Raw genomic sequence first — 25,013 nt, 5'->3', positions numbered from 1 at the left:
TCCAATGCCTCAGATCTCCTCCGCGTCCCATTCGGGCGCCCAGAATCACACTGTGCTCAAGCGATCGCTCGGCCTCTGGGCGATCGTCGGCCTCGGCCTGGGCTACATGACGCCCACGACCGTCTTCGACACGTTCGGCATCGTCTCGGACGAGACGAACGGCGTGGTCCCGCTCGCCTATCTGGTGGCGCTCGTCGCGATGATCTTCACGGCCATCAGCTACGGCCGCATGACCCGGATCTACCCTTCGGCCGGTTCCGCGTACACGTATACGTCCCAGACGATCCACCCGAGTCTCGGCTTCCTGGTCGGCTGGACGTCGCTCCTCGACTACCTTCTGCTTCCCCTCGTCAACGCGCTTCTCATCCGGATCTACATGGAGTCGTTCTTCCCGGACGTTCCTGCCTGGATCTGGGTGGTGGGGTACGTCCTCGCGATCACGGCGCTGAACCTGTGGAGCATGAATTCGACGTCGAAGATCAACGGCATTCTCGTGGTCTTCGAAGTGGTCCTCATCGGCGTCTTCATCGTGCTCGCCTGGAATGCCCTCACCCACGGCGACGGGAACGGCTCCGCCTTCACCTCTGCCCCGCTCTTCCACGACGGCGTGGACGCTTCGGCGGTCATCAGCGGCGCCACTGTTGTCTGCTTCTCCTTCATCGGCTTCGACGCAATCACGATGTACACCGAAGAGGCCAAGGACACGAACACTGTGCCGAAGGCCATTGTCTTGGCCCTCATCATCGGAGGCGCGATCTTCTTCGCCGCCGCCTGGTTCGGCCAGTCGGTCTTCCCGACACTCGACGGTTTCGAGAACACCGACGACACCCTGCCCGAAATGGCACTCAAGGTCGGCGGCGAATTCTTCAAGATCCTCTTCACCTCTGCGGCCTTCGCGGCCACGGTCGCCTCGAGCCTTTCCTCACACGCCTCCGTTTCCCGCATGATCTACGTCATGGGCCGGAATGGAGCTGGGCCAGTCTCGCGTTTCTTCTCGTTCGTCCACCCGAAGCACCGGACGCCCTCGTTCGCCGTGGTGTTCGTGGGAGCCGTCTCCATGCTCGCCATCCCGTTCACGCTCGAATTCATTTCGTCGATGATCAACTTCGGGGCGCTCATCGCGTTCACTTTCGTGAATCTCACGGTGGTCGTCCTGTTCGTGTTCCGCCGCAAGGAATTCCGCACGCCCCGCCAGGTCGTCACGAATATCGTGCTGCCTGTTGTGGGCATGGCGTTCACCGGCATCCTGTGGGCGAACCTGAACATCGACGCTTTGACCTACGGCGTCATCTGGCTCGGGATCGGCATCGCTTGCCTGCTCGTCATGACGCGTGGCTTCCGCCGCCCGATCAACGTGAGCATGCGGGAGGAGGACGCGGTCGAGCTCGACGGCGAGTCCGTCACCGCATAGTCCCGCCACACTAATGGCCGACGGCGGTACTCACCCCTTGGGCGGGCGAGTGCCGCCGTCGGCCGTGCTTGTGGGAAAGTGAAGCATGCCTGAGATCCTGCCGTTCCGCTACCTCTTCGGCCCCGGCCCGGGCAACGCATATCCCGAGGTCATGGCCGCGCTGTCCCACCCCGTGATCGGCCATCTCGACCCGGCCTTCATCGATCGGCTGGATAGAGTCTCCGAGGACCTCCGCCAGGTGTGGGGCACGGGGAATCCGCGCACGTGGCCGGTCAGCGCGACGGGATCGGGCGGCATGGAGGCAGCTTTCCTGAACATGGTGTCCGACGGGGACGTCGCGGTCATCGCCGTCAACGGTCTCTTCGGCGAGCGCATGTGCGAGGTCGCCCGGCGCTGCGGGGCCGAGGTTATCAAAGTGGACCATGAGTGGGGGCAGCCGATCGACGTCGACCGCGTCCTGTCCGCGCACCCGAACCCGAAGGTCATCGCGGCCGTCCACGCGGAGACCTCGACGGGCGTCCGTTCCGACATCGCGACGCTCGGGGCCGGCAAGGGCGACGCCCTCCTGCTCGTCGACGCCGTGACCTCTATCGGAGGACTCGAGCTCCGCGCCGACGACTGGGGCATCGACATCGGCTACGCCGGAACGCAGAAGTGCCTAGGTGTGCCGCCCGGGCTCTCGCCTTTCACGGTCTCCGAGCGGGCGTTCGAGCGGCGAGTGAAGGATCCGCGGTCGTGGTACTTCGATATCGGGCTCCTCGGCGGCTACGTCGGAGCCGCCGAAGGTCACACCCGCACGTACCACCACACTGCACCTGTGACCATGGTCGCGGGGCTCGAGGCCGGTCTGGACCGCATCCTCGCCGAAGGCCTCGACGCCGTCTGGGCTCGGCACGAGGCCGCTGGTGCAGCGTTGCGCGACGGGCTCGAGGCCATGGGCCTCGAACTGTTCGCCGCCGACGGTCACCGGTTGCCGAGCCTCACCACCGTCAAAGTGCCCGACGGCGTCAACTCCACCGGCGTCCGGGCGCACCTCCTCGAGCGGTTCGACATCGAGATCGGGGCGGGCGTTCGCGCGTATCGCGACAAGATCTGGCGGATCGGCCTCATGGGTCCCAACGCGAGCCCCGCCTCTGTGACGCTTGTCCTCGGGGCGCTCGAGGAGACCCTCGCCGCCGTCGGCTGATCCTCCCCTCGCGCCCCCTCCAGCCGGACTTCCGAATCTCCCTCCCGTTGCGCCGTCAGATCCGCAGGGTCCCTGCGTCGCAGCCCCGCAGGATTCCCACCAGCTTTCGGCGCCCCAATCGGGCTATCAACGGCGTGTCGGTCCCGACACGCCGACGGCCAGTCCGAATGAAGGTGGGAACGCCCCGTCGTCGCCCACGCACCCTGCAAAGGTGACGGCGCAACCGGAAGGGCGGGACCCCCGAAGCCCCCTCGCGTTGCGCCGTCAGATCCGCAGGGTCCCTGCGTCGCAGCCCCGCAGGATTCCCACCAGCTTTCGGCGCCCCAATCGAGCTATCAACGGCGTGTCGGTCCCGACACGCCGACGGCCAGTCCGAATGAAGGTGGGAACGCCCCGTCGTCGCCCACGCACCTGCAAAGGTGACGGCGCAACCGGAAGGGCCGGACCCCCGAAGCCCCTCGCGTTGCGCTGCCAGATCCGCACGGTCCCTGCGTCGCATCCCCGCAGGATTCCCACCAGCTTTCGGCGCCCCAATCGGGCTGTCAACGGCGTGCCGGTGCCGACACGCCGACGGCCAGTCCGAATGAAGGTGGGAACGCCCCGTCGTCGCCCACGCACCCTGCAAAGGTGACGGCGCAACGGGAAGGGCCGGACCCCCCCCGTCGGCGGGAAGGGCCGGCCCGTCGGCGAGGGAGCCGGGGACGACGGCAAAAAAGCGGACGCACCCTGTCCGCAGTGGGGGCTAGATTGTGGGCCATGGCTATCGCACGTTTTCCCAGTGTCGTCATCGACTGCCCTGACCCGCAGCAACTCGCGGACTTCTACGGAGCCCTGCTGGACTGGAAGGCCGAGCCGTCAGAGGACTGGATCGACCTTCGCGCCGACTACGGGCAGGTCATCTCGTTCCAGAAGGTCGAGGACTACAACCCGCCCCGTTGGCCGAGCCAGGACGTGCCCCAGCAGATGCACCTCGATGTGTCAGTCGACGACCTCGACGAGGCAGAGGCAGCGGTCCTGTCGCTCGGTGCCACGAAGGCGGACCATCAGCCGGGAGAGACGTTCCGAGTCTTCCTCGACCCGGCTGGCCACCCGTTCTGCCTCTGCCGCGACTAGCCCAGTCGCGACTACCCCAGTCGCGACTAGCCTCTAGGCGAGGTCGAGCGTGTGCGCAGTGTGGTCGCGTTTGGCGGCCAGATAACGGACGTTCGCGGCGGACACATGCGCCGCCGTGGGCACCCGCTCTGTGACCGTGATGCCGTACGCACCGAGCTGCCGGGCCTTGTCGGGATTGTTGCTCAACAGTCTGATCGAGCCGACACCCACGGCGCGCAGCATCTGGGCCGCCACGAAGTAGTCGCGCTCGTCCTCCCCGCGGCCGAGCGCCACGTTCGCGGCGTAGGTGTCGAGGCCGTCGTCCTGCAGCGCGTAGGCGTCGAGCTTTGCGTAGAGGCCTATTCCGCGTCCCTCCTGGCGCAGGTACAGCAGGAATCCGCCAGCCTTCGAGATGCGCTCGACTGCTTCCCGCAGCTGGGGACCGCAGTCGCAGCGCTCGGAGCCGAGGACGTCACCGGTGAGGCACTCGCTGTGAGGTCTGACCAGCGGCGCTTCGAAGCCTTCACGGGCGCGGGCAAGACTTTCCTGCCAGTCGCCGAGGCCGAGGAGGAGGTGCTCTTTGCGGTCGGCCAGATTCCGGAACGTGAAGACGTCGGCGCTGGCCGTGAAGCCGTCCGCGAAGCGGAGCGGGACCTGCACCTGCGTCCGGACTCGTGCTTCCAGCGGCTGGGGCGACGAGTTCTCTGGCATGCGGGGCTCCTTTGCGCTGGACGCGGGAACACTGGTTTCCCTCGGCGATCCTCTCTAAAATAACGTATCACGGTTTTGGAGTTCGGAGGCAGCCATGGCGCACACCGCTCAGTCCGGATCAATCTGGCTAGCCACCTCGCCGGCGACCAGCTACCCGAGCCTCACTGAGGACGTGGAAGTGGACGTCGCCGTCGTGGGCGCCGGCATCGCCGGCCTCAGCGCCGCGCTGGAACTCAAGCGACGCGGGCTGACGGTCGCGGTCCTCGAGGCAGCCCGGGTCGCCACCGGCGTCACGGGCAACACGACCGGGAAGGTCACCTCGCTGCACCGCCTCGCCTACTCCCAGCTGGCGGACCAGCACGGCCGCGCCAAGGCCCGTGCCTACGGACAGGCGAACCAGGCGGCGATCGAGCACGTCGCCCGAACGGTAGCCGCCGAAGGGATCGAGTGCAGCTTCCGGCGGGTCGCGAACTATACGTACGCCGAGTCCGACAGCACCCTGGCCAAGGTCCGCGCCGAAGCAGAGCTCACCGCCTCGCTCGACCTCCCCGCGACCTTCACCACCGACGTCCCGCTCCCCTTTGCGGCCAAGGGTGCCGTCCGCTTCGACCACCAGGCGCAGATTCACGCCGTGAACTACCTTCAGGGGCTCGGGAGAGCGGTCGACGGCGAGGGCAGCTTCGTCGTCGAGGGCACCCGGGTGCGGCGCATCAAGGATGGCTCGCCCGCCGAGGTCGTGACCGAGGGCGGGACGGTCCGCTCGCGCGATGTCATCGTCGCGACGAACGTCCCCTTGGACGACGGCGGGCGCTTCGCCGAGCGGCTGTCCCTGCATCGGTCGTACATCGTCGCGAGCCCGGCACGTGGGTTCCCGGCAGATGCCACCTTCATCAGCGTCGACGAGCCCATGCGTTCCCTCCTTGCGGTGAACCTCGGCGGCACGGACTACGTTCTCGTGGGCGGCGAAGGGCACCTTGTCCCGGGCGGCGGAGACACCTCCGCGCGCTTTGATCGCCTCGCGGGCTTCGCGAAGGAACGCCTCGGCGCGGAGGAGCCGGCGTACCGCTGGTCGACCCAGGACGCCATGCCGGTTGACGGGCTGCCCTTCGCCGGGCCGATGCTGCCCGACTCCCAGCACGTCTACGCGATCACGGGACTGCGGAAGTGGGGGCTCACGAACGGCACTGCGGGTGCGCTCGTCGTCGCGGATCTGATCACCGGAGGCGACAACCCGTGGAGCGAGCTGTTCGACACTAACCGAGAGGTGACAGCGAAAGCCGCGGCGCCGTCGTCGGACGCCCCCACGGAAGCGCCCGAGCCGGACAAAGCCCTTGGTCCAGGCGAAGGAATCGTCGTTGAGATCGGGGGCGAGCCGACGGCGGTCTATAGGGACGACCATGGCTCGCTCCGCACGCTCACCGCCATCTGCACGCACCTCGGCTGCACCGTCGAGTTCAACGGCCGAGCCCGCACTTGGGACTGCCCGTGCCACGGATCGAGGTTCGCTCTGGACGGCACGGTGATCCAGGGACCGGCCGAAAAGGACCTCGCCCACAGGGACATTTCCGTTCAGCCCACGTCAAAGCTGCTCTGGTAGCATCGGCGGACATCGGGCGGTCCGCACCGCCGGTCAAGGAGCATGCGTATGAGCCTGCACGTTGGTCCGGGCCTTCTCACGGAGGTGGAACCGGTCTCGGAGGAGGACGCCGAGGCCTACGTTGCGTCTGTCTGCTTCAAGACGGGGCCACCGAAGGCGGTGGGTATTGAAGTCGAGCACATCGTCCACCGGCGCGGAAACCCCGCAGCGCCCGTGACCGTCCCCGAGCTCCGCCGGGTTCTGGACCCCCTCGGGGACCGTCTGCCGGGCGGCGGCATTCTGACCCTCGAGCCCGGCGGCCAAGTCGAGATCAGCAGCGCCTGTGCGCCCCATCTCGGCGAGCTTCTCCCCCGCGTCCGAGCCGACCTCACCGCCGTCGACCGCCTCCTCGACGCAGCGGGGCTGGCCACCAGCCCCGCTGCCCTCGACGCACACCGCACGCCACGACGCACCCTCGACCATCCGCGCTATGCAGCGATGCAGCGGCACTTCGACGCCGCCGGCGAGGCCGGCAGGACCATGATGTGTTCGACGGCGTCGCTCCAGGTCTGCCTTCAGTCCGGCGGGAGCGAGCGCGAGGCCCGCGAGCGCTGGGAGCGTGCGCACCGCCTCCTTCCCGTGCTGGTCGCGATGTTCGCGAACTCGCCGTTCGAATACAGCCGTCGCGCTCCCCGGAAGAGCAGGTGGAAGAGCGCCCGCCAACGGGTATGGTCGGCGATCGAACCCGAACGCACGCAGGCGGTCCTCCACCGCGTTTCCGGAGTCGAACCGGCCGAGGCCTGGGCACGCTACGCCCTCGACGCCCCCGTTCTGTGCGTGCCCGCCGAGGCCGGCCGGTGGGACGCGCCCGCCGGACTCACGCTGCGCGGCTGGCTCCGCTCCAGCTCGCCCCGGCCCGCTACCCTGGACGACGTCGACTATCACCTCACCACCCTCTTCCCGCCAATCCGCCCGCGCGGCTTCCTCGAGCTCCGTGCCCTCGACGCGCAGGCGGGCGACGAATGGGAGGCGGCCGCCGTCATCACCGCCGCCCTCATGGACGACGACGGCGCAGCCGCCGCTGCGGACGACGCCTGCGAGCGCTTCTCCCCCACTCCCGCAACGATCGACGACGCCGCCCGCCGTGGGCTCGAAGACCCCCGCCTCGCCCGCGCGGCCGCCCAGTGCGCACGCGCAGCGCTCGCCGCCCTCCCGCGGCTCGGCCTCGAGGACGCGGCAAGGCGACGGGTCGAGCGGTTCGCCGAGTCGTACCCGCTCCGCGCCCGCTGCCCGGCGGACGACAGACGCCTTCAACCCACCTCCGGGGAGGCCCCGTGAGCCACGACCCGCTGCCCATCGAGCAGCTCCGCACGGCGATCGCGGACCGCCTCGAGCGCTCCCGTCGGCGCACGCTCGCCCTGACCTCCTGCGACGACCGGGAGCTCATGGCCCAGCACTCGCCGCTCATGTCCCCGCTCGTGTGGGACCTTGCGCACGTGGGGAGCCAGGAGGAGATCTGGCTCGTGCGGGACGTGGGCCACCGGGTCCCCCTGCGCTGCGACCTCGACGAACTCTACGACGCGTTCCAGCACCCGCGCGCCGAGCGGCCGGCACTGCCGCTGCTCGGCCCGGACGAGGCGCGGAAGTACATCGCCGAAGTGCGGGACAAGGCGCTCGACGTCCTCGAGAAGTCGCCGCTCGAGGGCTCGGCCCTGATCGACCAGGGCTTCGCGTTCGCCATGATCGTCCAGCACGAGCAACAGCACGCCGAGACGATGCTCGCGACCCATCAGTTGCGCAAGGGCGAGCCGGTCCTGTTCCCGGAGCCGCTGCCCGCGGGCGTCGTCGGAACCCGCAGGGGCCTGCCCTCGGAAGTTCTCGTCCCCGGCGGCGAGTATGCGATGGGCACGTCAATCGAGCCGTGGGCCCTGGACAACGAACGGCCGTCGCACACCGTGGACGTCCGGCCGTTCTGGATCGACACAGTGCCGGTGACGAACGCGGACTTCACGCGTTTCCTCGACGCCGGCGGGTACGACGACCCACGCTGGTGGAGCGCCGAGGGGTGGGCGTACCGGCAGAAGGCCGGCCTCGAGGCGCCGCTGTTCTGGACCCGCGAGGGCGACGACTGGTTCCGGCGCCGCTTCGGAGCCGTTGAGCCGGTGCCCCAGGACGAGCCGGTGCAGCACGTGTGCTGGCACGAGGCCGACGCCTATGCGCGGTGGGCGGGGCGCCGATTGCCGACTGAGGCCGAGTGGGAGAAGGCCGCACGCTTCGACCCCGCCACCGGGAGGTCCCGCCGGTACCCGTGGGGCGACGACGACCCCACCCCGGTTCGCGCCAACCTCGGCGGCGGCGCGCTCCGCCCAGCACCGGCTGGCTCGTACCCCGAGGGAGCCTCGGCGCTCGGCGTTCGACAGCTCATCGGCGACGTATGGGAGTGGACCTCGAGCGATTTCCAGCCGTACCCCGGCTTCCGCGCGTTCCCCTACCGCGAGTACAGCGAGGTCTTCTTCGGCACGGACTACAAGGTGCTCCGCGGCGGCTCGTGGGCTGCGGACCAGGTCGCCTGCCGTGGCACGTTCCGCAACTGGGACTATCCCATTCGCCGCCAGATCTTCGCCGGGTTCCGCACCGCGCGGGATGCGACGACGGCGGAGGTCGCCTGATGTGCCGCCACCTCGCGTACCTCGGTGAGAGAGCCACCCTCGCATCGGTAGTCATGGAGCCCGAGCACAGCCTCTTCCGGCAGGCGTGGGCACCACGGCTTCAACGCTACGGGACCGTCAACGCCGACGGCTTCGGCGTCGGCTGGTACGCGGACGACGACGACCTCCCCGCCCGCTATCGGCGCGCCGTCCCGATGTGGGCCGACAGTTCGTTCGCCGACGTCGCGCGGGTCACCAGGACGCGCTGCCTGCTCGCCGCCGTCCGCTCGGCGACGCCCGGCATGACGGCGGATGAGTCGGCGGCCGCTCCGTTCTCCTCGGGCCGGTGGCTGTTCAGCCACAACGGCGCCGTCTCAGGGTGGCCGGAAAGCCTTGCCCGCCTCGCCGCGACGCTTCCGCCCGGACGGCTTCTGGCCCGCGAGTCCACGGTCGACTCGGCGCTCCTGTGGGCACTCGTCCTGGCCCGCCTCGACGAAGGCGACGATCCCGCGGAGGCCCTCTCCGCCGTCGTCCTCAACGCCTCCGCCGCCGCAACCGGCCGCTACAACTTCCTCCTCACCAACGGAGACCGGATCTGGGCCACGGCATACGGCGACACGCTGTTCTGGCGGGCCGGCGAACACGGCACCGTGGTGGCGAGCGAGCCGTACGATGAGCGTCCCGAGTGGAGGGAGGCGCCGGACCGGAGTGTGCTCATAGCAAGCCGCGACGGCGTCGACGTCGAACCCCTTCGCCCCGCCCGGAAGGAGACCGCAGCACCGTGAGCACCGCGTTCACCCCCGCCGACATCACCCATTACCTTCCGCCGGACTTCCTTGCGAAGAGCCTGCGCCGCGACGTCCTGGCCGGGCTCCAGTCCACGCCGAAGACCCTCCCGCCCAAGTGGTTCTACGACGAGCGCGGCAGCGGCCTCTTCGAGCAGATCACCGAACTCCCCGAGTACTACCCCACGCGGGCCGAACGGGAGGCGCTCGAACTCCACGCCGCGGAGATCGCGGCCGCGGGTCCCGCCGAGACGCTCATGGAACTCGGGTCCGGTTCGTCCCGGAAGACGCCGCTCCTCCTCGACGCCCTCGCCGAGGCCGGGCCGCTGCGGCGGTACGTCGCGGTCGACGTGAGCGACAGCGCGCTCATCTCCGCCCGCGAGGGCCTCGCGGGGCTCTACCCCGAGCTCGACCTTCAGGCCGTCGCAGCGGACTTCGAGCACCAGCTGCACCTCCTCCCGCACGAGGGCCGCCGGATGGTCGCGTTCCTCGGCGGGACCATCGGCAACTTCGAGCCGGACGCCCGGATCGCCTTCCTTCGCGAGCTACGCAGCTTCCTCGGCCCCGGCGAGGGGACGTTCCTGGTGGGCACCGATCTTGTGAAGTCGCCGTCCGTCCTGGTCCCCGCGTACGACGACGCCCAAGGCGTCACCGCCGACTTCAACCGCAACGTCCTGCGCGTCCTCAACGCCGAGCTCGGGGCGGACTTCGACGTCGACGCGTTCGAGCACGTCGCAGTGTGGAACGAGCGCAAGGAGTGGATCGAGATGCGACTGCGCGCCACGCGTGCCATGCACGTGCGGCTGCCCGCCGTCGGTCTCGAGATCGACTTCGCACCCGGCGAAGACCTGCGCACCGAGATCTCCGCGAAGTTCCGGCCCGAAGGCTTCGGCGAGGAACTCGGCGAAGCGGGGTTCGCCGTCGTCGGCCAGTGGACGGATGCCGCCGGGAGATTCGCGCTCACACTCGCGGAGCCGCGGTAAGCGTTCCCTGAAACTCACACACCCGTAACTGGGCGGAAACGGCACGGGCCTACCGTTTGAAGGCATACCCTTTCGAGCAAGGAGGCGGCATGCAGACCCATCCGAAGCTGACGATCCGGCGGACGTCCTGGGCGAACCCTGTGGGCCGCGACCTCCGGGCAGCCCAGCAGGCCGAGCTCGACGCGCGCTTCGGACGCCGCGACCACGAGGCCGGCGAACCGCCCAGCGCGTCCGACATCGCCGTATTCCTCATCGCCTACGAGCGCGCGACCGGCCAGCCCCTCGGCTGCGGCGGCCTGCGCTGGGTCGACCGGACGACGGCGGAGGTCAAGCGCGTCTACGTCCTCCCCTATGCGCGGGGGGCCGGCGTCGCGAGCTCGATCCTGCTCGCGCTCGAGGCCGAGGCGCACGAGGCCGGGATCACGCTCGTCATGGCCGAGGCCGGGTCGGCCCAGCCCGACGGGAAGATGTTCTACGAGGCCGCCGGCTATCGGCCGGTTCCGAACTTCGGGCCGTATCAGGAGGTCGAGGACTCGGTCTGCTACGCGAAGCCGATCATGGCGCCGGTAAGGGTTCACGCGATCGCGGGGTGACGCGGTATCGCGAAGGGACCTCAGGGGACCCGCGCCGGGAGCTTCAGCACGGGGACGAGTGAGCTCCACGGGGATGCCGCCTCGTAGGCGCGGGCGATTCCGAGGACCCGGGCATCGTCGAACTCCCGGCCCATGATGTGCAGCCCCACGGGCTGGCCCGAGGCCAAGCCGCAGGGGACACTCACGGCCGGAAGCCCCAAGAGGTTCGCGGGCGAGAGCATCCGGAGGGCGGACGCGAGCGAGTCGGTGTCGGTCGAGCCGGTCAGCTCGTGGGACATGCGGGCTTCGAGGGGTGCGACGGCGGGCAGGGTCGGCGCGAGGAGGGCGCACGTCCCCGTCCGCGCGAAGGCGCGTGCGAGCAGCTCCCGGAGATACATCCGAACCTCCCCCGCGAGCCGCAGGTCCTCCCGAGTCACGAGGGCCCCGGTTTCGATCATCACGCGGGTCCCCGGAAGGTAATCCCGCGCTGCCTGCCGCAGCAGCGCACGGTGGTGCTCCGCGGCCTCCGAGAGCGAGACGGCGAGGCTCGCGGGCAGGGCGAAGTCGAGTTCGGGGAGCGCCAGCTCGACGATTTCGAATCCCAATCCTCCGAGGCAGGCGAGCGCCGCCTCGACGAGTGACCGGACGTCGTCGTGCACGCCGCACGAGTCCCAGGCTGCACGGTCGACGGCAAGGCGAGCGGGCGCCGTCGACCATTCGACGCGCTCGGCGACGGCGCCGCCGACCCGCGTCAGCGCAGATTCGGACAGCATTCCCTCGAACAACAGGGCGCAGTCGGCGACGCTGCGGGCGATGGGTCCGATGTGGTCGAGCGAGTGGCTCACGTTGAGGACGCCCGAGCCGTCCACGAGGCCGGTGCTGGGCTTGAGCCCCACGAGGCCATTGACCGCGGCCGGGTTTCGCACCGAGCCGCCTGTGTCGGTGCCGAGCGCGCCTGGCACGCTGCCCACCGCGACCGCCACCCCGGAGCCGACGCTCGATCCGCCCGCGTACCGCTCCGGGTCCCACGGGTTGCGGGTGGGCGGCGTGCCCTGGCCGAAGGCGAATTCGTGCGTCCGCAGCTTCCCGAGGATCAGCGCGCCGCTCTCTCGCAGGCGGGCGACCGCGCCCGCGTCCGCCTGCGCGATCTGCCCTCGCAGCGCCGCGGACCCGCCTTCCGTAGGCAGGCCCCGGACATCGATCACGTCCTTGACGGCGACGGGGACCCCCACGAGCGGACCCGTTCCCGCGCCGCGGTCCGCGGCGCGCGCTGCCGCCATCGCGCCCTCGGCATCGACGTGGACCCACGCCTGCGCGTAGTCCTCGGTCTCCTCGATGCGGTCCAGGACGGAGGTCAGGAGTTCGACGGCGGAGAGCTCGCCTGCCCGGATGAGTGCGGCGGCGTCCGCAATACCGAGCTCCCAGGGTTCACCTCCGCCCATGGAAGGCCTCCTTCAGCGTGTTCATCCCGGTCCGGAAGTCTGCGTAGGCCACCGCGACGGCTGCCTCGTCCTCGAGGGCGGTCTCCTCGCCCACGAGGGCTATGAGCGTTGCCAGTTCCTCCGCGTTCAGTCGCGCCATCATCGCCGCGCCCCTGCGGCCAGCTCGCCGCCGCGCACCACGCGCTCCCCGGCGACGAAGACGTCGCGGACCTTGCGGAAGTCACCGGCGTCCGCGATGACGACATCCGCGACGAGGCCCTTGCGCAGTTCGCCGCGCTCGGGCGCGAGGCCGGGGATGAGACGGACGACGGCGGAGGTCACCATCGCGACGGCGTCGCCGAGGCTGCGGTGACCGCGCGCGACGAGGTCCTGGACGGCCGAGATGAGCTCGTCGTGGTCGCCACCGTGGCCGTAGTCGGTCCCGAGGACGTCGACGACGGCGGGCTCAGCGAGGAGGCGGTCCCAGTGTTCACGGGTCGTGACGGTGTGGCGACGGTGCAGGAGATCGAAGACCGAGGCCTCGCTGGCCCAACCGCGACGGCGGCCGCGCTCGGCTAGGTTGAGCGCTTCGTCGGGCGTGTGAGAGGGGTGGTTGACGTGGGCCGCGATGACGCTCGCCCCGCGTGCGCTTGGGTCCTCCATGAGCTCGCGCAGGACCGCGGCGGTTGCCGATGCGCTGTGCACGAGGGCGGGCACCCCGAAGCGCCGGGCTGCCCTCACCCCCTCACGGATCCCCTCGATCGCCGGGCCCACGGACGGCATGACCGTATCGAAGACGAGCTTTGCCAGTTCGGCGTTCCCGATCAGGCCGGTCAAACCTGCGTCCGCGGCCGCCCGGCCAAGTTCTTCGACGTCGGCATGGGTCGCGTCGACGAACCGCCCGAGCACCGCCTCCTTGAGGCGACGCGCCTGCGCTTGGGAGATCCGCACGCCCGTCCGCCGCTCGATCGTCGCGGGGAGGTAGACGAGGTCCTGCCCTCCCCCGCCGAGCGTCTGGCCGCCGCCGAGCTCGCCGATGGCGACGGCGCCGTCGTCGAGCATCCGTTCGACGCTCAGGTGGGCTTCGCGCTGGGTGAGGCCTCCGCCGTCGGCCCTCTGCGCCGCGAGCAGCGCGGAGGGGAGGTGGGTGGTCGCACCGGCGACGCGGACGGCATGGCGCTTGTTTGCCTCGCGGACCTGATCCATCGTGGCGAAGCCGCAGAGGTTCAGGACGGTCGTGGTCCCGGCGAGGAGGTGGCGGTCGAGATTGCCGAGCCATGCGTCGTCGGGCAGTGCCGGGGCGGCGCTGGGGAACAGCGGGCCCGAGGTGACGCCGTGGGCGTGGCAGTTGATGAGGCCGGGCATCACGATGGAGCCCGATGCATCGATGGTCTCGCCCTCGAACCCCAGCCGGCGATCCCAGCGTTCGAGAACCTCGGCGATGCGCCCGCTCTTCAGGACAATCGCTCCGTTGTCCAGCGCCTGCCCGGTGCCGGTGACGAGGGTGCCGCCATGGATGAGCGTGGACATCGTCCTCCCTGTGCACTAGTTTCATGATATCGAAGTTGCTTCACTATAGCGTTCCACGTTCCGCGCCGGAATCCCTTTTGAAGGATGCTCAGATGTTCCAGCAGCCCCTCGCCCGCGACTACGTCGGCTACGGCGCCGAGGCGCCCGCCTACCTCTGGCCAGGCAACGCTCGTGTGGCGGTCTCCCTCGTGATCAACGTCGAAGAAGGCGCGGAGACGCATGCGGCTCCGGGGCAGGAGACCACCTTCGATTACGGCGCGAGAGCCGGCATCTGGCGCATCCTCAGGATCCTCGACGGCCACGGCGTTCGGGCGACGGCGTTCTGCTGCGCTGTCGCTTTGCAGCGGAATCCGCCCGTCGCAGCCGCGCTCGTGCAGCGCGGGTACGAGATCGCGGACCACGGCTACCACTGGGACACCCACGCAGGGCTGGGCGTCGAGGAGGAGCGGGCGCTCATTGTGGCGTCCCGCAATGCCATCACAGAGGCAACCGGGGTGCGGCCCACCAGCTGGTACTCGAAGGACGGGCTCAACCCGGACACGCGCAAGACGCTCCTCGAGGAAGGGTTCCTGTACGAGTCGAACAGCTTCAACGACGACCTGCCGCATTGGGGCATGGACGGAGTCCATCTGCCAGTCCTGCCTTATGCCGGCGACACGAACGACTCAAGCCTGATGGGCCCCTACCCCACGGGCCGCGCCTTCGCGGAACATCTCGTCGGTTCCCTCGACCTGCACCTCGACGACCCGCGGCCCGGTCCGTCGGTCATGAGCGTGGGGCTGCATCCCCGAGTCATCGGCAGGCCTGCCTATGCGGGCGCTCTGGACCGGTTCCTGAACCACGCGCTCGAACGGGGCGCCTGGATTGCGACGCGCCTCGAGATCGTCGAGTGGTGGCTCGATCGGCACGCAGGTCCACCTCACGCCGAGTACCCACGACAGGCTGACACTTGCCAGTATGGCTGACGTGTTCACTTCCCTCTGCGCGTTTCCGCTGACCCCGCTGGCCGATGATGTCCTCGACGAATCGGCCCTGGCCGCCCTCGTTGCCCGTGCAGTGGCAGGCGGGGCCGATTCGCTCGGGGTCCTCGGCTCGACCGGCGTGTATCCGTACCTGAACCGGGACGAACGGCGGGCCGCCTTGGACGCTGCAGTGGGAGCAGCAGGCGGCGTCCCCGTCGTGGCTGGGGTGGGCGCACTGCGCACCCGTGACGTCCTGCAGTATGCCGACGACGCCCAGAGCGCCGGCGCTGCCGGGCTGCTCGTGGCACCGGTCTCGTACCACCGCCTTGGGGAAGAGGAGGTGTACCGCCTCTTCGCTGACCTGGACTCGGCCGCTTCCGTGCCGATCGTCCTGTACGACAACCCCACCACCACCGGCTTCACCTTCAGCGAGGCGCTCTACGCGAGGGTCGCCGAACTGCCCCGCGTCGGCTCCGTGAAGATCCCGCCCCCGCCGGCGGGGACGGTCGCCAATCGCGCCGCGGCCGTGCGGCGTATTCTCCCGTCCGGAGTGTCGCTCGGCATCAGCGGCGACTGGGTCGCCGCGGAGGCCCTCGTGTCCGGTGCCGATGCCTGGTACTCGGTCCTCGGAGGCCTCTTCCCCGAGAGGGCCAAGGCCATCACGGACGCCGCGGCAGCGGGTGACCGCGACAAGGCCCTCGCCCTCTCGGAGGCCCTCGAACCGATGTGGGCGCTCTTCCGGAAGCACGGGAGCCTGAGGGTTGTGGCGACTGCGGCCGAGGTCCTCGGCCTCGTGAAACAGTCTTCCCTGCCGCGGCCCCTGCTCGGCCTCGACGAGACCTCGCGCGCGGACGTCGAGGCGGCCCTCCTGCAGTGCGGCCTCGAGGGGTAGCGTCCGGGTTCGGCTACACCGTCTCCATAAGGCGGCCCCAGCCGCTCACCGGCTTTGCGGCGCCCGCCAGTCGCAGGAGCTCCCACAGGGTGGCCACGGCGCTGTCCACGACCGGAAGGCCGAGCTCCCGCTCGAACGCCGCAGCGAGATACGCCGAGCGCAGGTTTGTCCCGATGCACACCACGGCTTCGGCGTCGGGGACGAAGGCCGGACGCAAGAGCGCCCCGATGTCGTCGGCGCCCAGCCGGGCAATCTCGGGGTTGGCCAGCACCGCCTCCGGGCTCGACGTTGCGACAACGTCGAGGCCATGGCGCGCATACTCGTCGGAGATGAGCGGCAGGATCGACGCAGGCCCCGGGAAGACGACGGCGACGCGCGTCACCGAGAGCGCGGCGAGCGCCTCGACGACGGCGAGGGACGCTGTCGTTGCCGGGGCCCCGGTGCCCTCGGCGAGCTCGGCGCAGAGGCGTCGGTCGCCGTCGAGCCCCACCCAGGTCCCGGAGGTGCCGTGGAAGGCAACGGCGTCCGGCTCGACGTCGGCCAGGAGACTCGGCGCCTCGCCCAGGACCGACGCGTCGATCGGGTCGCCGAGGTCAGGCGGCAGGCGGAAGCGGCTGTAGTGGACGCCGATATCGCTCCTGGTGGCGAGCAGCGCGGCAGTGAGGGTCTCGGCGTTGGAGTTCGACGACGGCACGAGCACCCCGAGCCGTACCGCCGGCCCGGGGGCGGGCATCAGTGCGCCCGCCCGAGCGAGGGTGGGGTCGAGACGGCGAGCATGACGGCGGCCGAGTCGGTGCGGTTGTGCCACCAGTGCGGGAGGGAGGCGTCGTAGGTGAGGCTGTCGCCCGCCTCGAGGTGGAACTCCTGGCCGCCGACCGTCGCGACGAGGGACCCCGACTGCACGATGACGCACTCCTCCCCCTCATGGGAATCGGAGGAGTTGGCGCCGTCGAAATGGGCGGGAATGGTCATGCTCACCACGCCCAGCTTGCGCTCGGTGTCCGGAACGATGAGCTCCATGACCACGCCCTGCGACGGGATCTCGATCCGGCGGCGATCGGCACGCCTCACGAGCATGTTGTGCCGGCCTTCGCTGGGGTCATTGAACATGGTGGCCAGCGGAAGATCCAAGGAGCTCGCCAGCCGCAGGAGCGTGGCAAACGACGGATTGCCGATGCCGCGCTCGATCTGGCTGATGAGCCCAGCACTGACACCGGCGCGCTCGGCAAGCTCCTCGACGGTGAAGCGCCCTACGCGCTGTTCGCGGATCGTGGCGCCGATGCGCGAGATCCAGAAATCGCGGTCGCCGTTGCCATTGACGGCAGCGCCGTTGCCGGCACCGCCGTTGGCGGCCCCGCCGTTGATGACACCGTTCGGAGAGTCTCCCACCAAGGGCTCCTTCATTATTTCCGGGTTCGCGGAATTATATCCGGGTGCCTCGGCGGTGGTGAGCTTCTTCATGACATGCGTCCCATCTCGGCAAATCCAGTCATCAGCGCTGCGAGTTCGCGTTCCCAGTAGACGGCAGCTCGGTCGGCTCCGCGCGCGAACACCTCGTCGGCCCGGGCCATCGACGGCGCGGGCAGGCCCACGCTGTGCCCGGATGCACGGAGGGCATCGACAACGGACTGCACCGCCTTGTCGAGCTGCTCCGGCTCGTGCCGGCCGTGGCGCTGCAAGTCCGCGGAGAGGTCCGTGGGCCCCAGCCAGCCGCCCGCGAACGACTCCGACGCGACGAACTCCTCGACGCGCTCGACCGCCTCGACCGTCTCGAAGAGGACGCTCAGCCGGGGTCCGCCCGCATAGTCCGTTCCGAATGCCGAGGCTGGCGAGACTTGGCGGGAACGCAGCCCCTGCGGGGCGTAGCGGACGATGGCGGCTGCCTCCTCGAGCTCGTCGGGTCGCCGGAGGTGCGGGAGCACGAGCTCGTGCACCCCGGTGTTGGCGAAGGAGACGAGCGTGTTCGGGGCGAGGTCAGGGACGCGGACCGACACCTCGACCACAGTCCCGCGCAGCCGTTGGACGGCGTCCGCGCAGTCCCGGGTTGTGAGACCGGTCTGTTCGGCGTCGAGGACCACGAAGCCGACCTGGGCCTGGGCGCAGACGGCGAGCAGGGTGGGGCTGGGATCGGCGGTGATGAGGCCGACGCAGCTGGCTTCTCTGTCACTCATCGTGCACGAACTCCCAGTCCGCGGGCTTGCTGACTCCGACCACGAGCTCGACCGGCTCGTCCGTGTCGTTCCACGCGCCGTGCTTGAGGCCGCGGGGAATGTAGATGCCGTCCCCCGGTTTCGCCCGGTACTCCTCGTCGCCGAGGAACACCAGGGGGCTTCCCGCAACCACCACGTAGAACTCCGACGCGTCGGGGTGGTGGTGGCACAGGTGCCGCTGGCCGGGAAGGATCCGGCCCCAGCTCACGCAGAGGTCGTCCGATCCGCTCAGGTCACGGGAGATGAGCGTCGAGACGAGGCCCTGGTCCCGCTGCCCGTTGAGGCCGAGGCGGTCGAGCTCCTGGAAGCCCTGTTCGTGGACGTTGTGGACGAGGCGGGTCAGGTTCGAGGTCTTCACGAGGCGACCTCCTCGAAAACCTCGCCCGGGAGCTCGGCCGGCGCATGGGCGAGCCACCACCGGGCGATCTCCTCGCGCGTTGCGAACCACACGCCGTCGACACTCTGCGCGTAGTCGAGGAACTTCCGGACCCCGTTCGCAACGCTCGGCCGGCCGCCGATCCTGAGGTGAATCCCCACGGACATCATCTTCGGCACGGTCTCTCCCTCGGCAACGAGGCAATCGAGGGTGTCCTTCAGCACGGTGAAGAAGTCCTCGCCGGTGCCGAGGCTGCCGGGGCCCCAGAAGCGACCGTCGTTCGTGTCCCCGGAATACGGGAGCACGAGGTGCTTGGCGCCGCCGGCGGACACGAAATATGGAAGGTCGTCAGCATACGAATTCGAGTCGTAGAGGAAGCCCTCCTCCACGAGGATCGCCCTGGTCTTCTCGGTGATGTCCTCGCGCACGTACCAGCCCACGGGAGTGACTCCGGCCGTCGCCTCGATGGCTGCCTTGCAGGCGCGGATCTCGGCCCGCTCCTCCTCAGGCGTCATCCCCGCCATGCCCCGCCAGCGGTAGCCGTGCCCGCAGATCTCGTGGCCGTCGCGGGCGATCGCGCGCGCCGCCTCGGGATTCTTCTCGAGGGCCTCGCCGCACGCCATGAACGTGGCCCTGAGACCGCGCTCCCGGAGCATCGCGAGGTAACGCCAGATCCCGGCGCGGCTCCCGTACTCGAAGAACGATTCCTTCATGAGATTCCGGCGGGCGGGATCGGAGGACCAGCCGCCGAAGATGACGATGTCCTCATCCCGCTCGTCGCCTGCCGCGATGGATCGCTCGGCGCCCTCTTCGTAGTTGACCACGAGGGACACGGCGACTTTGGCGCCGCCTGGCCACCCGACGACGGGCGGGTTCTCCCCGTATCCGATGAGGTCTCGCATCAGCTCTCTCCTCGCAATTCGCAAAGCTTCATTTTTTTGATCGATCTTCAATATCTCTAGGTTTCTACCCGGCTGGGCCTTCGTAAACCCGGCGATGTGCCGCGAGCGAGGTCCTGAGCATCCCGTCGACGTCGTCGATCACGTTGCCGTGCGCTGGGCCGATGAACGACGTCGGCAGCTCCTCGAGCGTGCGCTCGATGGCTTCGAAGGCGGCGCTGACATCGACGAACTTGGTCCAGTACAGGGCTCGGCCCGTCCCGTAGGCCGCCTGCTCGACGGTCGGCGGCAGAGGCATCTCGCCCGAGGTGAGGCGGCACTGCCCGGGGCGGTGCACGGGCTCGTCGTCGTCCAGCGATCCGGCGTCCGATGCCGGGACGTCGTGGATGAACGAGAACCCATCGGAGACGAACAGGGTCCCCGACCCGCCGTCGTAGCCCCAGAGCGTGTTCTCGAGGTCCCGGATGTACGCGGGGACGAAGCGGAAGGGACGGCTGTCCGCGTCCGTGCCGAGCTCGATCGACTCGCCGGGGCGGCGCGGCTCCAACCTTCCCTCGAACTCGGGAAAGTGAAGCGCGTAGTCCCGCACGTCCCCGACGACGACGGCCCCCGGGTAGCGCTGCAGCAGGGCCGGCAGGTTGCCTGCGTGCGGGATTTCGGGATGGGTGGGGAAGACGTAGTCGAGGGTGCGGCCGTCGAGCGCCTGTTCGAGTTGGGCCAAGACCAGCGGGGCGTGGGCAGGGTCGCCGGTGTCCACCAGGATCGTGGCCTTCGAGCCCACGATCAAGTACGAGGAGACGTGGTAGTGCACTTCCTCGCCCGCCGAGTAGGCCGAGAGGCACCCGCCCAGCCAGAAGACGCCCTCGGCAATGCGGCGCGCGGGGGTGATGACGTCGTCGTTCATCCCCGTCCCACCTCCTCGAGGTGGGCGGCGAGCTGCTCGGCCGCCCGCAGGCACTCGTCGCGGCCCACGAAAGGCAGCCCATAGCCTGGGCCGATCGCCGTGACTTCACGGCTTTCGACGATCCGTCGGATGTCAGCGGCGATCGGCGCCGTGTCCGCGTTGGCGAACCAGGCGAACTTGACGAGGCCGTCGGCCGGATCGGCCTCCTCCGGGCTGGCGCGGTGCGTGAATGCGTCCGACGTCAGGAGAACGCCCGAGGATGGCTCGAAGACCCACAGCGTGGGAAGCAGCCGCAGCAGCGGTGAGACGAGTTCGAGGACCAGGCCGTCGGCGACCTCGACCTCCCGGGAGGTGCCTGGGTCCACCGAGACTCTGCGCACGGGCGCACTCGATCGCGGCACCGTGATGCCCCCGGTATACCAGACCGAGCCGACGGTGAATCGTTCCTCGATCGCAGGAATGTTGAGGCAGCACTCCATCTCCGTACGGGTCAGGAGGATCGAGAGCGGCTCCCCCGGCTCGAGGAGTTCCCCGAGCTGGGCGAGCATCTCCACCTCGTGGAGCCGGACGCCGGCGTCCACGAGGACCGATCCCCCATCGCCTCGAATGAGGTACGCGTTGACCGGCTGGTTCCGGCGGACCCCCGGTGGGCACCAGCTCACGCGCGCGTCCAGAAGGATCTCGCCGCCGAGGCGGTACACCCTCCCTCCGGCCAAGGGCTCGGGCCGGGCGACCGCCGGAACCGTGGTGCTCATGGCCGGGTCGCGCCCTGTGCTCGGTCCCAGACCGCGACGGCTTCGTCAACGGTGCAGAGGTCGTGCCTGGCACGCATGACCGTCAGCGCCGCGTCGTGGACCGCCGTGTCGTAGGCGCCCACAGCGTCTTCGAGCAGAACGGCGTAGAAGTCGTTGTGCACGGCGTCGCGGAGCGTCGCCTCAACGCAGCCGCCGGTCGAGACGCCCACGAGGGCCACTGATTCGATCCCCTGGCTCCGGAGCAGGAGCCCGAGCTCTGTCGCGACGAACGCGCTGGGACGGCGCTTGGTGATGACCACTTCGCCGTCGAGCGGGAGGCACTCGTCGCAGAAATCGGTGGCCGGGTCACCCTTGAGGCTCAGCTTGCCGAGGTCGATCGGCCGTCCGTTCGCCGCCGTGTAGAGGGCCCGGAGCCAGGCGGCCGGCGAGCTCGCACCGTCGGGCAGGTTCTCCACGCGAATGTGGAACACGGGGACGTTGTTGCGCCGGGCTCCCTCGATCGCCGCCTGGCACCGCTCGCGCACTCGCGGCATCATGCTCAGGTCGTGGCCAGAGTCGCCGATCGCAGCGCCCGGGAACACCGCGCCCTTCTGCATGTCGATGACCACGAGGGCCGTTGTCGCGGGGTCGAGCAGCTCGTCGAGGGTGTCGCGGACCTGTTTTCCGCAGAGTTCAATCATGATGCTGTCCTTGTCTGGCTGCGCTCAGCTGCCGAGGGCGTTGAAGTAGATCTGGCCGTTCGAGAGCGGCGTCGCCCCGCTCAGCCCCTTCTTCGTCGCGATGATGCCGCGAGTCTCGACGAGGGACAGGATCGGTGCGCCGGCGTCGACGACGGCGGTCATCTGCTTGATGAGGTCATTCCGCTGGGCGGTCTTGTCCTGCGGTGTGGCGGCGAGCTGCGTGCGGAGCTGATCGAACTTGGCGTCCTTCCAGCCCGTGGTGTTGCTCGGGGCGTCTCCGGCGTAGTACGCGTAGCTGTAGAACGCCGGGTCGGCGATGACGATCGGCTCCGAGTAGAGCACCGCCTGGAAGCGGCCCTGGATCAGCGCGCTCGAGAAGTCCGTGGAGCTGGCGATGTTCTGGAGCTGCACGTCGATCCCGATCTGCTTGAGCATCGACTGGATGAGGACGGCCGACTTGGCGGCGACGGGTCCGGGGCGGGTCGCGCTGTAGCTCAGGTCGAGCTTGAAGCCGTTCGCATACCCGGCGTCCGCCATGAGCTTCTTCGCGTCGTCGAGGTTGAACGAGTAGAACGACGACGGGTCCCCACCGGGGAAGGTGGCCTGCGAGGCCTTGCCGTAGCCGGCGTAGGCACCCTTGACGAGTGCGGCGCGGTCGATGGCCTCAGAGATGGCGTGCCGCACGCGGGCGTCCGCGAGCGGTCCCGACTTCGTGCTGAACATCAGGGTGTCTCGGGTCGCGCTCGGGCAGTTCAGGATGCTCACGTTGGGCGAATCGCCGAGCGACGCGTACTGGTCGTACTCGAAGCCGTTCGCCACCTGGGCCTCACCCGTCTGCACGAGCTGGCTCCGCGTCGAGGTGTTGGGGACGGCCTTGACGACCACGCGCTTGACGGGGCCGCGCTTCCCCTCCCACTTCGGGTCGGCGGTCACGGTGAGGGACGTGCCGGGCGTGAACTCCTCGAGGGCCCAGCCGCTGTAGTCGGCGAGGTTCTTGGAGAGCCAGTTGTTCGCCGTCGGATCATCGGGCGTCACATGCTTCTTCGCCTCCACGCTGTCGTGGATGTAGAAGAGGTTGTTCTGGAGGGACTCGACGCTGAACGAGGTGAGCGAGGTCGTGTTGAGCTCGACCGTGCTGTCGTCGATGACCTTGACGAGGTTGTTGACGTCGAAGCCACTGCTCGACAGCGTGCCCTTCATGACCGGCTGGCGCTGCATGCCGATCTGCAGGCTCCAGCGCACGTCCTCGGCCGAGAGGGTGTGGCCGAACTGGCTGGTGAGCTTCCTGAGCTTGACGACGACGCCCTTGCCGTCGGGCGCCGGCGTCGCACTCTCGGCGAGGCGACCCGAGACTTCGGTGGTCGGCTGACCACAGGGGTCGCTCGCCGTCGCCGTCGTCTTGTACTGCAGGAGCTGGGAGCCCAGGCCGCTGAGGACGACGTGCGAGGCGCTGCCGCCCCAGGGCGCTGGGGTGAGGCTGTCCGGGAGGGCCCCGACCGCCACGACGACGTTGTCCGGCTGCTGGGTCGAGGACGCGTCGGAGCTGCCTCCACAGCCCGTGACCGAGAGCGCGAGGGCGGCGGCCAAACCGCCGGAGAGCAGACGCAAGCGATTCATGGTCCTAACACCTTTTTCTTTGAGGGATGGTGCAGAAGGGGGATGCGGGTGGTGGGGTGGGTGGTTGGGGTGGCGGGGTGGCGGGGTGGGTGAAAAAGCGGGTGCTGTCAGTACCGGTAGGCGCGCTGGTGCCCGGTGCGGATGATGGGTTCGACGTCGCGGACGTTGGTGATGACGTTGCCGTGGGTGGGGGCGACGGTCCGGACATCGAGGTCGTCAATCAGCCGGAGGACGCGGTCGTACACCTGGTCGGCGTCGTTGCAGAATCGCGCCCAATAGAGGGCGCTTCCCGTGAAGAAGGCCGCGTTCTCGACGGCGATTGGCCCGGAGAGCTCAGTCGTCACGAGACCGCACTCACCGGGAAGGTGGACGGGATCCTCGTCGTCGAGCTCGGGTCGGTGCATGTAGCAGAACCCGTCCGCGGTGAAGAGCACGCCGGCTTTGGGAACGAATCCCCATTGCGTGTTCGGCAGGTCGCGGATGAGCGCCTCGACGACAACGAATTCGTACCCGCCGCCCAGATCGATGCGATCGCCCGGGACGCGAGCGTGCAGGTTCGGCTCGATCTGTGGATAGAACAGGTGGTAGTCGCGGACGTCGCCCACGATCTGGATCTCGGGGTACTTCTGCACGAGCCGGGGCAGGTTCCCGGTGTGCGGGAGCTCGGGGTGAGTCGGAAACACGTAGGTGAGAGGCTCGCCGTCGAGCAGTTCGTCGAGCTTCTGCGAGATGATCGGCCAGCTCGAGGGGTTCCCTGTGTCCACGAGCAGCGACGACGACTCGCCTCGGACGAGGAAGGTCGAGTTGTGCCCGTGGATCACCCGGTCCGCCAGGTGGAAGGGGAGGCAGGAGCTCATCCAGGTGACGCCGTCGGCCACGCTGCGCGGAAGGTCGCTGCTCATCGTCTCAACAAGCTGTTCCATGATTTCTCCTATGCGCCTTGGCTGACGAGGCCGGCGTGCTGGGGCGTGAGCGCGGCGAGCATGTAGTCGAGGTGACGCCGGACCACGTCGCGTCCGCGCAGTACACAGCCTCGCGAGGGAGCGATGATCTCGGGGTCGAGTTCGTCGAACTTCGCCGCAAGCCATTCGCGCAGGGGCTCGCACGTGGCGCGCGGGAGCCATTCGTACTTCGCGAACAGGTGGCCCGCCACCTGTTCCGGCGTCGTCGTGTCCTCAACGGTCGAGTCGATGATCCGCGAGTCGTGCGGGTGCTGAATGGTGCCGTGCGTGAACGTGTCCGAGGTGAAGAGCGTGCCGGTCTCGGCGTCCCAGCCCCAGAACGTCATGAGGAGGCGCAGAAGCGGCGCCTCGATCTCGAGGACGCGGCCAGCCCCGATGTCGATTGAGGCAGCGCGGGCCAGGGAATCGCCCTCCCCCGAGCGCATCGCGTCGATCTGGTGCCGGCGGCCGCGGAGCGCCATGAGGTTGAGGTCCTCGAAGGCGTCGAACGGGTTGATCACGCCGCCGGTGAAGAGCCGCTGGATGTCGAAGCTGCGAGCGATCGGCTCAAGGTTCGAGACGCAGTCCATCTCCGCCCGGGTGAAGAAGACCGAAAGGGCTCCTCCGTCACCGATCAGGGCGGCGAGATCTCCGAGGATCTGCTCCGCGTGGAGTGCAACTCCCGAGTCAATGAGGAGGTGGGAGTCGGTGGCTGCGGCACCTTCGCCGCGCTCCGAGAGCAGGTAGCAGTTCGAAGGCTGGAACCCTGTGGAGCCAGCGGGGACCCAGCTCACGCGGCCGTCGAGGGGAATGAGCCCACCCAGGACGACTAGTTTGTCGTTCTTCAATTTAGTGAACATAG

Annotated in this window: 26 protein-coding genes; 11 read left to right on the top strand and 15 right to left on the bottom strand. The window is 69.1% G+C overall.

Annotation, left to right across the window (positions count from 1 at the left end; all coding sequences use genetic code 11):
• Positions 1 to 4 precede the first annotated feature (4 nt).
• The 3 genes from E5679_RS11275 to E5679_RS11265 all read left to right on the top strand — a co-directional run bounded on the left by E5679_RS11275 (position 5) and on the right by E5679_RS11265 (position 3,710).
• Positions 5 to 1,411: an APC family permease gene (locus E5679_RS11275; protein ID WP_138415842.1), complete on the top strand. Its 1,407-nt coding sequence runs from the start codon at positions 5 to 7 to the stop codon at positions 1,409 to 1,411.
• Between the two features lie 85 nt (positions 1,412 to 1,496).
• Positions 1,497 to 2,597, top strand: coding sequence for a pyridoxal-phosphate-dependent aminotransferase family protein (locus E5679_RS11270; RefSeq protein ID WP_138415840.1), 1,101 nt, complete (start codon positions 1,497 to 1,499; stop codon positions 2,595 to 2,597).
• A gap of 756 nt (positions 2,598 to 3,353) precedes the next feature.
• Positions 3,354 to 3,710 carry a VOC family protein gene (locus E5679_RS11265; protein ID WP_138415838.1) on the top strand — a complete coding sequence of 119 codons (357 nt, stop codon included), beginning with the start codon at positions 3,354 to 3,356 and terminating at the stop codon, positions 3,708 to 3,710.
• 33 nt (positions 3,711 to 3,743) lie between these two features.
• Here E5679_RS11265 and E5679_RS11260 read toward each other — a convergent pair whose 3' ends face one another.
• Positions 3,744 to 4,400: a GTP cyclohydrolase II gene (locus tag E5679_RS11260; RefSeq protein ID WP_138415835.1), complete on the bottom strand. Its 657-nt coding sequence runs from the start codon at positions 4,398 to 4,400 to the stop codon at positions 3,744 to 3,746.
• A 94-nt stretch (positions 4,401 to 4,494) separates the two neighbouring features.
• Between E5679_RS11260 and E5679_RS11255 the strand changes: the two genes are divergently transcribed.
• From E5679_RS11255 to E5679_RS11230, 6 genes are all read left to right on the top strand, one after another.
• A complete protein-coding gene (locus E5679_RS11255) occupies positions 4,495 to 5,997 on the top strand; it encodes an FAD-dependent oxidoreductase (RefSeq protein WP_138415833.1) in 1,503 nt (500 codons plus the stop codon).
• Between the two features lie 48 nt (positions 5,998 to 6,045).
• The gene (locus tag E5679_RS21260; RefSeq protein WP_171042344.1) at positions 6,046 to 7,314 is read left to right on the top strand and encodes a glutamate-cysteine ligase family protein; all 1,269 of its coding nucleotides are present in this window, start codon (positions 6,046 to 6,048) and stop codon (positions 7,312 to 7,314) included.
• Positions 7,311 to 8,645 (top strand): ergothioneine biosynthesis protein EgtB, encoded by a 1,335-nt coding sequence (egtB, locus tag E5679_RS11245; protein ID WP_138415828.1) that lies wholly within the window; start codon positions 7,311 to 7,313, stop codon positions 8,643 to 8,645. The genes E5679_RS21260 and egtB overlap by 4 nt, the downstream gene beginning before the upstream one ends.
• Positions 8,645 to 9,409 carry an ergothioneine biosynthesis protein EgtC gene (gene egtC, locus E5679_RS11240; RefSeq protein ID WP_138415826.1) on the top strand — a complete coding sequence of 255 codons (765 nt, stop codon included), beginning with the start codon at positions 8,645 to 8,647 and terminating at the stop codon, positions 9,407 to 9,409. The genes egtB and egtC overlap by 1 nt, the downstream gene beginning before the upstream one ends.
• Positions 9,406 to 10,392, top strand: a complete 987-nt coding sequence (egtD, locus tag E5679_RS11235) for an L-histidine N(alpha)-methyltransferase (RefSeq protein ID WP_171042343.1) — start codon at positions 9,406 to 9,408, stop codon at positions 10,390 to 10,392. The genes egtC and egtD overlap by 4 nt, the downstream gene beginning before the upstream one ends.
• Before the next feature lie 89 nt (positions 10,393 to 10,481).
• Positions 10,482 to 10,985 carry a GNAT family N-acetyltransferase gene (locus E5679_RS11230; RefSeq protein WP_138415824.1) on the top strand — a complete coding sequence of 168 codons (504 nt, stop codon included), beginning with the start codon at positions 10,482 to 10,484 and terminating at the stop codon, positions 10,983 to 10,985.
• 20 nt (positions 10,986 to 11,005) lie between these two features.
• Here the strand turns inward: E5679_RS11230 and E5679_RS11225 are convergent, their stop codons facing one another.
• The 3 genes from E5679_RS11225 to E5679_RS11220 are packed head-to-tail and all read right to left on the bottom strand — an operon-like array spanning position 11,006 to position 13,915.
• On the bottom strand, positions 11,006 to 12,406 hold the full coding sequence (locus E5679_RS11225; protein ID WP_138415822.1) for an amidase: 1,401 nt from the start codon (positions 12,404 to 12,406) through the stop codon (positions 11,006 to 11,008).
• Complete coding sequence (locus tag E5679_RS20850; RefSeq protein WP_171042342.1) at positions 12,393 to 12,548, bottom strand: hypothetical protein; 156 nt, start codon at positions 12,546 to 12,548, stop codon at positions 12,393 to 12,395. The genes E5679_RS11225 and E5679_RS20850 overlap by 14 nt, the downstream gene beginning before the upstream one ends.
• Entirely contained in the window at positions 12,545 to 13,915 is a 1,371-nt protein-coding gene (locus E5679_RS11220) for an amidohydrolase family protein (protein WP_138415820.1), read from the bottom strand. Before E5679_RS11220 ends, E5679_RS20850 begins: the two co-directional genes overlap by 4 nt.
• Before the next feature lie 92 nt (positions 13,916 to 14,007).
• Between E5679_RS11220 and E5679_RS11215 the strand changes: the two genes are divergently transcribed.
• Entirely contained in the window at positions 14,008 to 14,880 is an 873-nt protein-coding gene (locus E5679_RS11215; RefSeq protein WP_171042341.1) for a polysaccharide deacetylase family protein, read from the top strand.
• Entirely contained in the window at positions 14,873 to 15,769 is an 897-nt protein-coding gene (locus tag E5679_RS11210; protein ID WP_338055907.1) for a dihydrodipicolinate synthase family protein, read from the top strand. Before E5679_RS11215 ends, E5679_RS11210 begins: the two co-directional genes overlap by 8 nt.
• A 13-nt stretch (positions 15,770 to 15,782) precedes the next feature.
• Here the strand turns inward: E5679_RS11210 and E5679_RS11205 are convergent, their stop codons facing one another.
• The 11 genes from E5679_RS11205 to E5679_RS20840 form a co-directional block, all read right to left on the bottom strand.
• Positions 15,783 to 16,502, bottom strand: coding sequence for a maleate cis-trans isomerase family protein (locus tag E5679_RS11205; RefSeq protein WP_138415816.1), 720 nt, complete (start codon positions 16,500 to 16,502; stop codon positions 15,783 to 15,785).
• Positions 16,502 to 17,230: a helix-turn-helix domain-containing protein gene (locus E5679_RS11200; RefSeq protein WP_138415814.1), complete on the bottom strand. Its 729-nt coding sequence runs from the start codon at positions 17,228 to 17,230 to the stop codon at positions 16,502 to 16,504. Before E5679_RS11200 ends, E5679_RS11205 begins: the two co-directional genes overlap by 1 nt.
• Positions 17,227 to 17,940, bottom strand: a complete 714-nt coding sequence (locus E5679_RS11195; RefSeq protein ID WP_138415812.1) for an aldolase/citrate lyase family protein — start codon at positions 17,938 to 17,940, stop codon at positions 17,227 to 17,229. The genes E5679_RS11200 and E5679_RS11195 overlap by 4 nt, the downstream gene beginning before the upstream one ends.
• The gene (locus E5679_RS20845; RefSeq protein ID WP_171042340.1) at positions 17,933 to 18,337 is read right to left on the bottom strand and encodes a cupin domain-containing protein; all 405 of its coding nucleotides are present in this window, start codon (positions 18,335 to 18,337) and stop codon (positions 17,933 to 17,935) included. The genes E5679_RS11195 and E5679_RS20845 overlap by 8 nt, the downstream gene beginning before the upstream one ends.
• On the bottom strand, positions 18,334 to 19,257 hold the full coding sequence (locus E5679_RS11185; protein WP_138415808.1) for a polysaccharide deacetylase family protein: 924 nt from the start codon (positions 19,255 to 19,257) through the stop codon (positions 18,334 to 18,336). The genes E5679_RS20845 and E5679_RS11185 overlap by 4 nt, the downstream gene beginning before the upstream one ends.
• Before the next feature lie 64 nt (positions 19,258 to 19,321).
• Positions 19,322 to 20,158, bottom strand: coding sequence for an MBL fold metallo-hydrolase (locus E5679_RS11180; protein ID WP_138415806.1), 837 nt, complete (start codon positions 20,156 to 20,158; stop codon positions 19,322 to 19,324).
• Positions 20,155 to 20,913, bottom strand: coding sequence for an MBL fold metallo-hydrolase (locus tag E5679_RS11175; protein ID WP_138415804.1), 759 nt, complete (start codon positions 20,911 to 20,913; stop codon positions 20,155 to 20,157). Before E5679_RS11175 ends, E5679_RS11180 begins: the two co-directional genes overlap by 4 nt.
• Entirely contained in the window at positions 20,910 to 21,593 is a 684-nt protein-coding gene (locus tag E5679_RS11170; protein WP_138415802.1) for a cysteine hydrolase family protein, read from the bottom strand. The genes E5679_RS11175 and E5679_RS11170 overlap by 4 nt, the downstream gene beginning before the upstream one ends.
• A gap of 24 nt (positions 21,594 to 21,617) precedes the next feature.
• A complete protein-coding gene (locus E5679_RS11165; RefSeq protein ID WP_138415800.1) occupies positions 21,618 to 23,210 on the bottom strand; it encodes an ABC transporter substrate-binding protein in 1,593 nt (530 codons plus the stop codon).
• A 107-nt stretch (positions 23,211 to 23,317) separates the two neighbouring features.
• Positions 23,318 to 24,133: an MBL fold metallo-hydrolase gene (locus E5679_RS11160; protein WP_171042339.1), complete on the bottom strand. Its 816-nt coding sequence runs from the start codon at positions 24,131 to 24,133 to the stop codon at positions 23,318 to 23,320.
• An 8-nt stretch (positions 24,134 to 24,141) separates the two neighbouring features.
• The gene (locus E5679_RS20840; RefSeq protein ID WP_171042338.1) at positions 24,142 to 25,011 is read right to left on the bottom strand and encodes an MBL fold metallo-hydrolase; all 870 of its coding nucleotides are present in this window, start codon (positions 25,009 to 25,011) and stop codon (positions 24,142 to 24,144) included.
• Positions 25,012 to 25,013: the final 2 nt, after the last annotated feature.

The organism is Sinomonas gamaensis (genome assembly GCF_005876955.1).
Lineage (GTDB): Bacteria > Actinomycetota > Actinomycetes > Actinomycetales > Micrococcaceae > Sinomonas > Sinomonas gamaensis.
The sequence above is the reverse complement of the archived record's forward strand: the minus strand, read 5'-3'. Positions and strand labels throughout refer to the sequence as shown.

What these genes read in the sequence shown, in the direction of transcription:
- E5679_RS11275 (WP_138415842.1), top strand. Translation starts at nt 5, where the DNA reads ATGCCTCAGATCTCCTCCGCGTCCCATTCGGGCGCCCAGAATCACACT.
- E5679_RS11270 (WP_138415840.1), top strand. Translation starts at nt 1,497, where the DNA reads ATGCCTGAGATCCTGCCGTTCCGCTACCTCTTCGGCCCCGGCCCGGGC.
- E5679_RS11265 (WP_138415838.1), top strand. Translation starts at nt 3,354, where the DNA reads ATGGCTATCGCACGTTTTCCCAGTGTCGTCATCGACTGCCCTGACCCG.
- E5679_RS11260 (WP_138415835.1), bottom strand. Translation starts at nt 4,400, where the DNA reads ATGCCAGAGAACTCGTCGCCCCAGCCGCTGGAAGCACGAGTCCGGACG.
- E5679_RS11255 (WP_138415833.1), top strand. Translation starts at nt 4,495, where the DNA reads ATGGCGCACACCGCTCAGTCCGGATCAATCTGGCTAGCCACCTCGCCG.
- E5679_RS21260 (WP_171042344.1), top strand. Translation starts at nt 6,046, where the DNA reads ATGAGCCTGCACGTTGGTCCGGGCCTTCTCACGGAGGTGGAACCGGTC.
- egtC (WP_138415826.1), top strand. Translation starts at nt 8,645, where the DNA reads ATGTGCCGCCACCTCGCGTACCTCGGTGAGAGAGCCACCCTCGCATCG.
- E5679_RS11230 (WP_138415824.1), top strand. Translation starts at nt 10,482, where the DNA reads ATGCAGACCCATCCGAAGCTGACGATCCGGCGGACGTCCTGGGCGAAC.
- E5679_RS11225 (WP_138415822.1), bottom strand. Translation starts at nt 12,406, where the DNA reads ATGGGCGGAGGTGAACCCTGGGAGCTCGGTATTGCGGACGCCGCCGCA.
- E5679_RS20850 (WP_171042342.1), bottom strand. Translation starts at nt 12,548, where the DNA reads ATGATGGCGCGACTGAACGCGGAGGAACTGGCAACGCTCATAGCCCTC.
- E5679_RS11220 (WP_138415820.1), bottom strand. Translation starts at nt 13,915, where the DNA reads ATGTCCACGCTCATCCATGGCGGCACCCTCGTCACCGGCACCGGGCAG.
- E5679_RS11215 (WP_171042341.1), top strand. Translation starts at nt 14,008, where the DNA reads ATGTTCCAGCAGCCCCTCGCCCGCGACTACGTCGGCTACGGCGCCGAG.
- E5679_RS11210 (WP_338055907.1), top strand. Translation starts at nt 14,873, where the DNA reads ATGGCTGACGTGTTCACTTCCCTCTGCGCGTTTCCGCTGACCCCGCTG.
- E5679_RS11205 (WP_138415816.1), bottom strand. Translation starts at nt 16,502, where the DNA reads ATGCCCGCCCCCGGGCCGGCGGTACGGCTCGGGGTGCTCGTGCCGTCG.
- E5679_RS11200 (WP_138415814.1), bottom strand. Translation starts at nt 17,230, where the DNA reads ATGAAGAAGCTCACCACCGCCGAGGCACCCGGATATAATTCCGCGAAC.
- E5679_RS11195 (WP_138415812.1), bottom strand. Translation starts at nt 17,940, where the DNA reads ATGAGTGACAGAGAAGCCAGCTGCGTCGGCCTCATCACCGCCGATCCC.
- E5679_RS11185 (WP_138415808.1), bottom strand. Translation starts at nt 19,257, where the DNA reads ATGCGAGACCTCATCGGATACGGGGAGAACCCGCCCGTCGTCGGGTGG.
- E5679_RS11180 (WP_138415806.1), bottom strand. Translation starts at nt 20,158, where the DNA reads ATGAACGACGACGTCATCACCCCCGCGCGCCGCATTGCCGAGGGCGTC.
- E5679_RS11175 (WP_138415804.1), bottom strand. Translation starts at nt 20,913, where the DNA reads ATGAGCACCACGGTTCCGGCGGTCGCCCGGCCCGAGCCCTTGGCCGGA.
- E5679_RS11170 (WP_138415802.1), bottom strand. Translation starts at nt 21,593, where the DNA reads ATGATTGAACTCTGCGGAAAACAGGTCCGCGACACCCTCGACGAGCTG.
- E5679_RS11165 (WP_138415800.1), bottom strand. Translation starts at nt 23,210, where the DNA reads ATGAATCGCTTGCGTCTGCTCTCCGGCGGTTTGGCCGCCGCCCTCGCG.
- E5679_RS11160 (WP_171042339.1), bottom strand. Translation starts at nt 24,133, where the DNA reads ATGGAACAGCTTGTTGAGACGATGAGCAGCGACCTTCCGCGCAGCGTG.
- E5679_RS20840 (WP_171042338.1), bottom strand. Translation starts at nt 25,011, where the DNA reads ATGTTCACTAAATTGAAGAACGACAAACTAGTCGTCCTGGGTGGGCTC.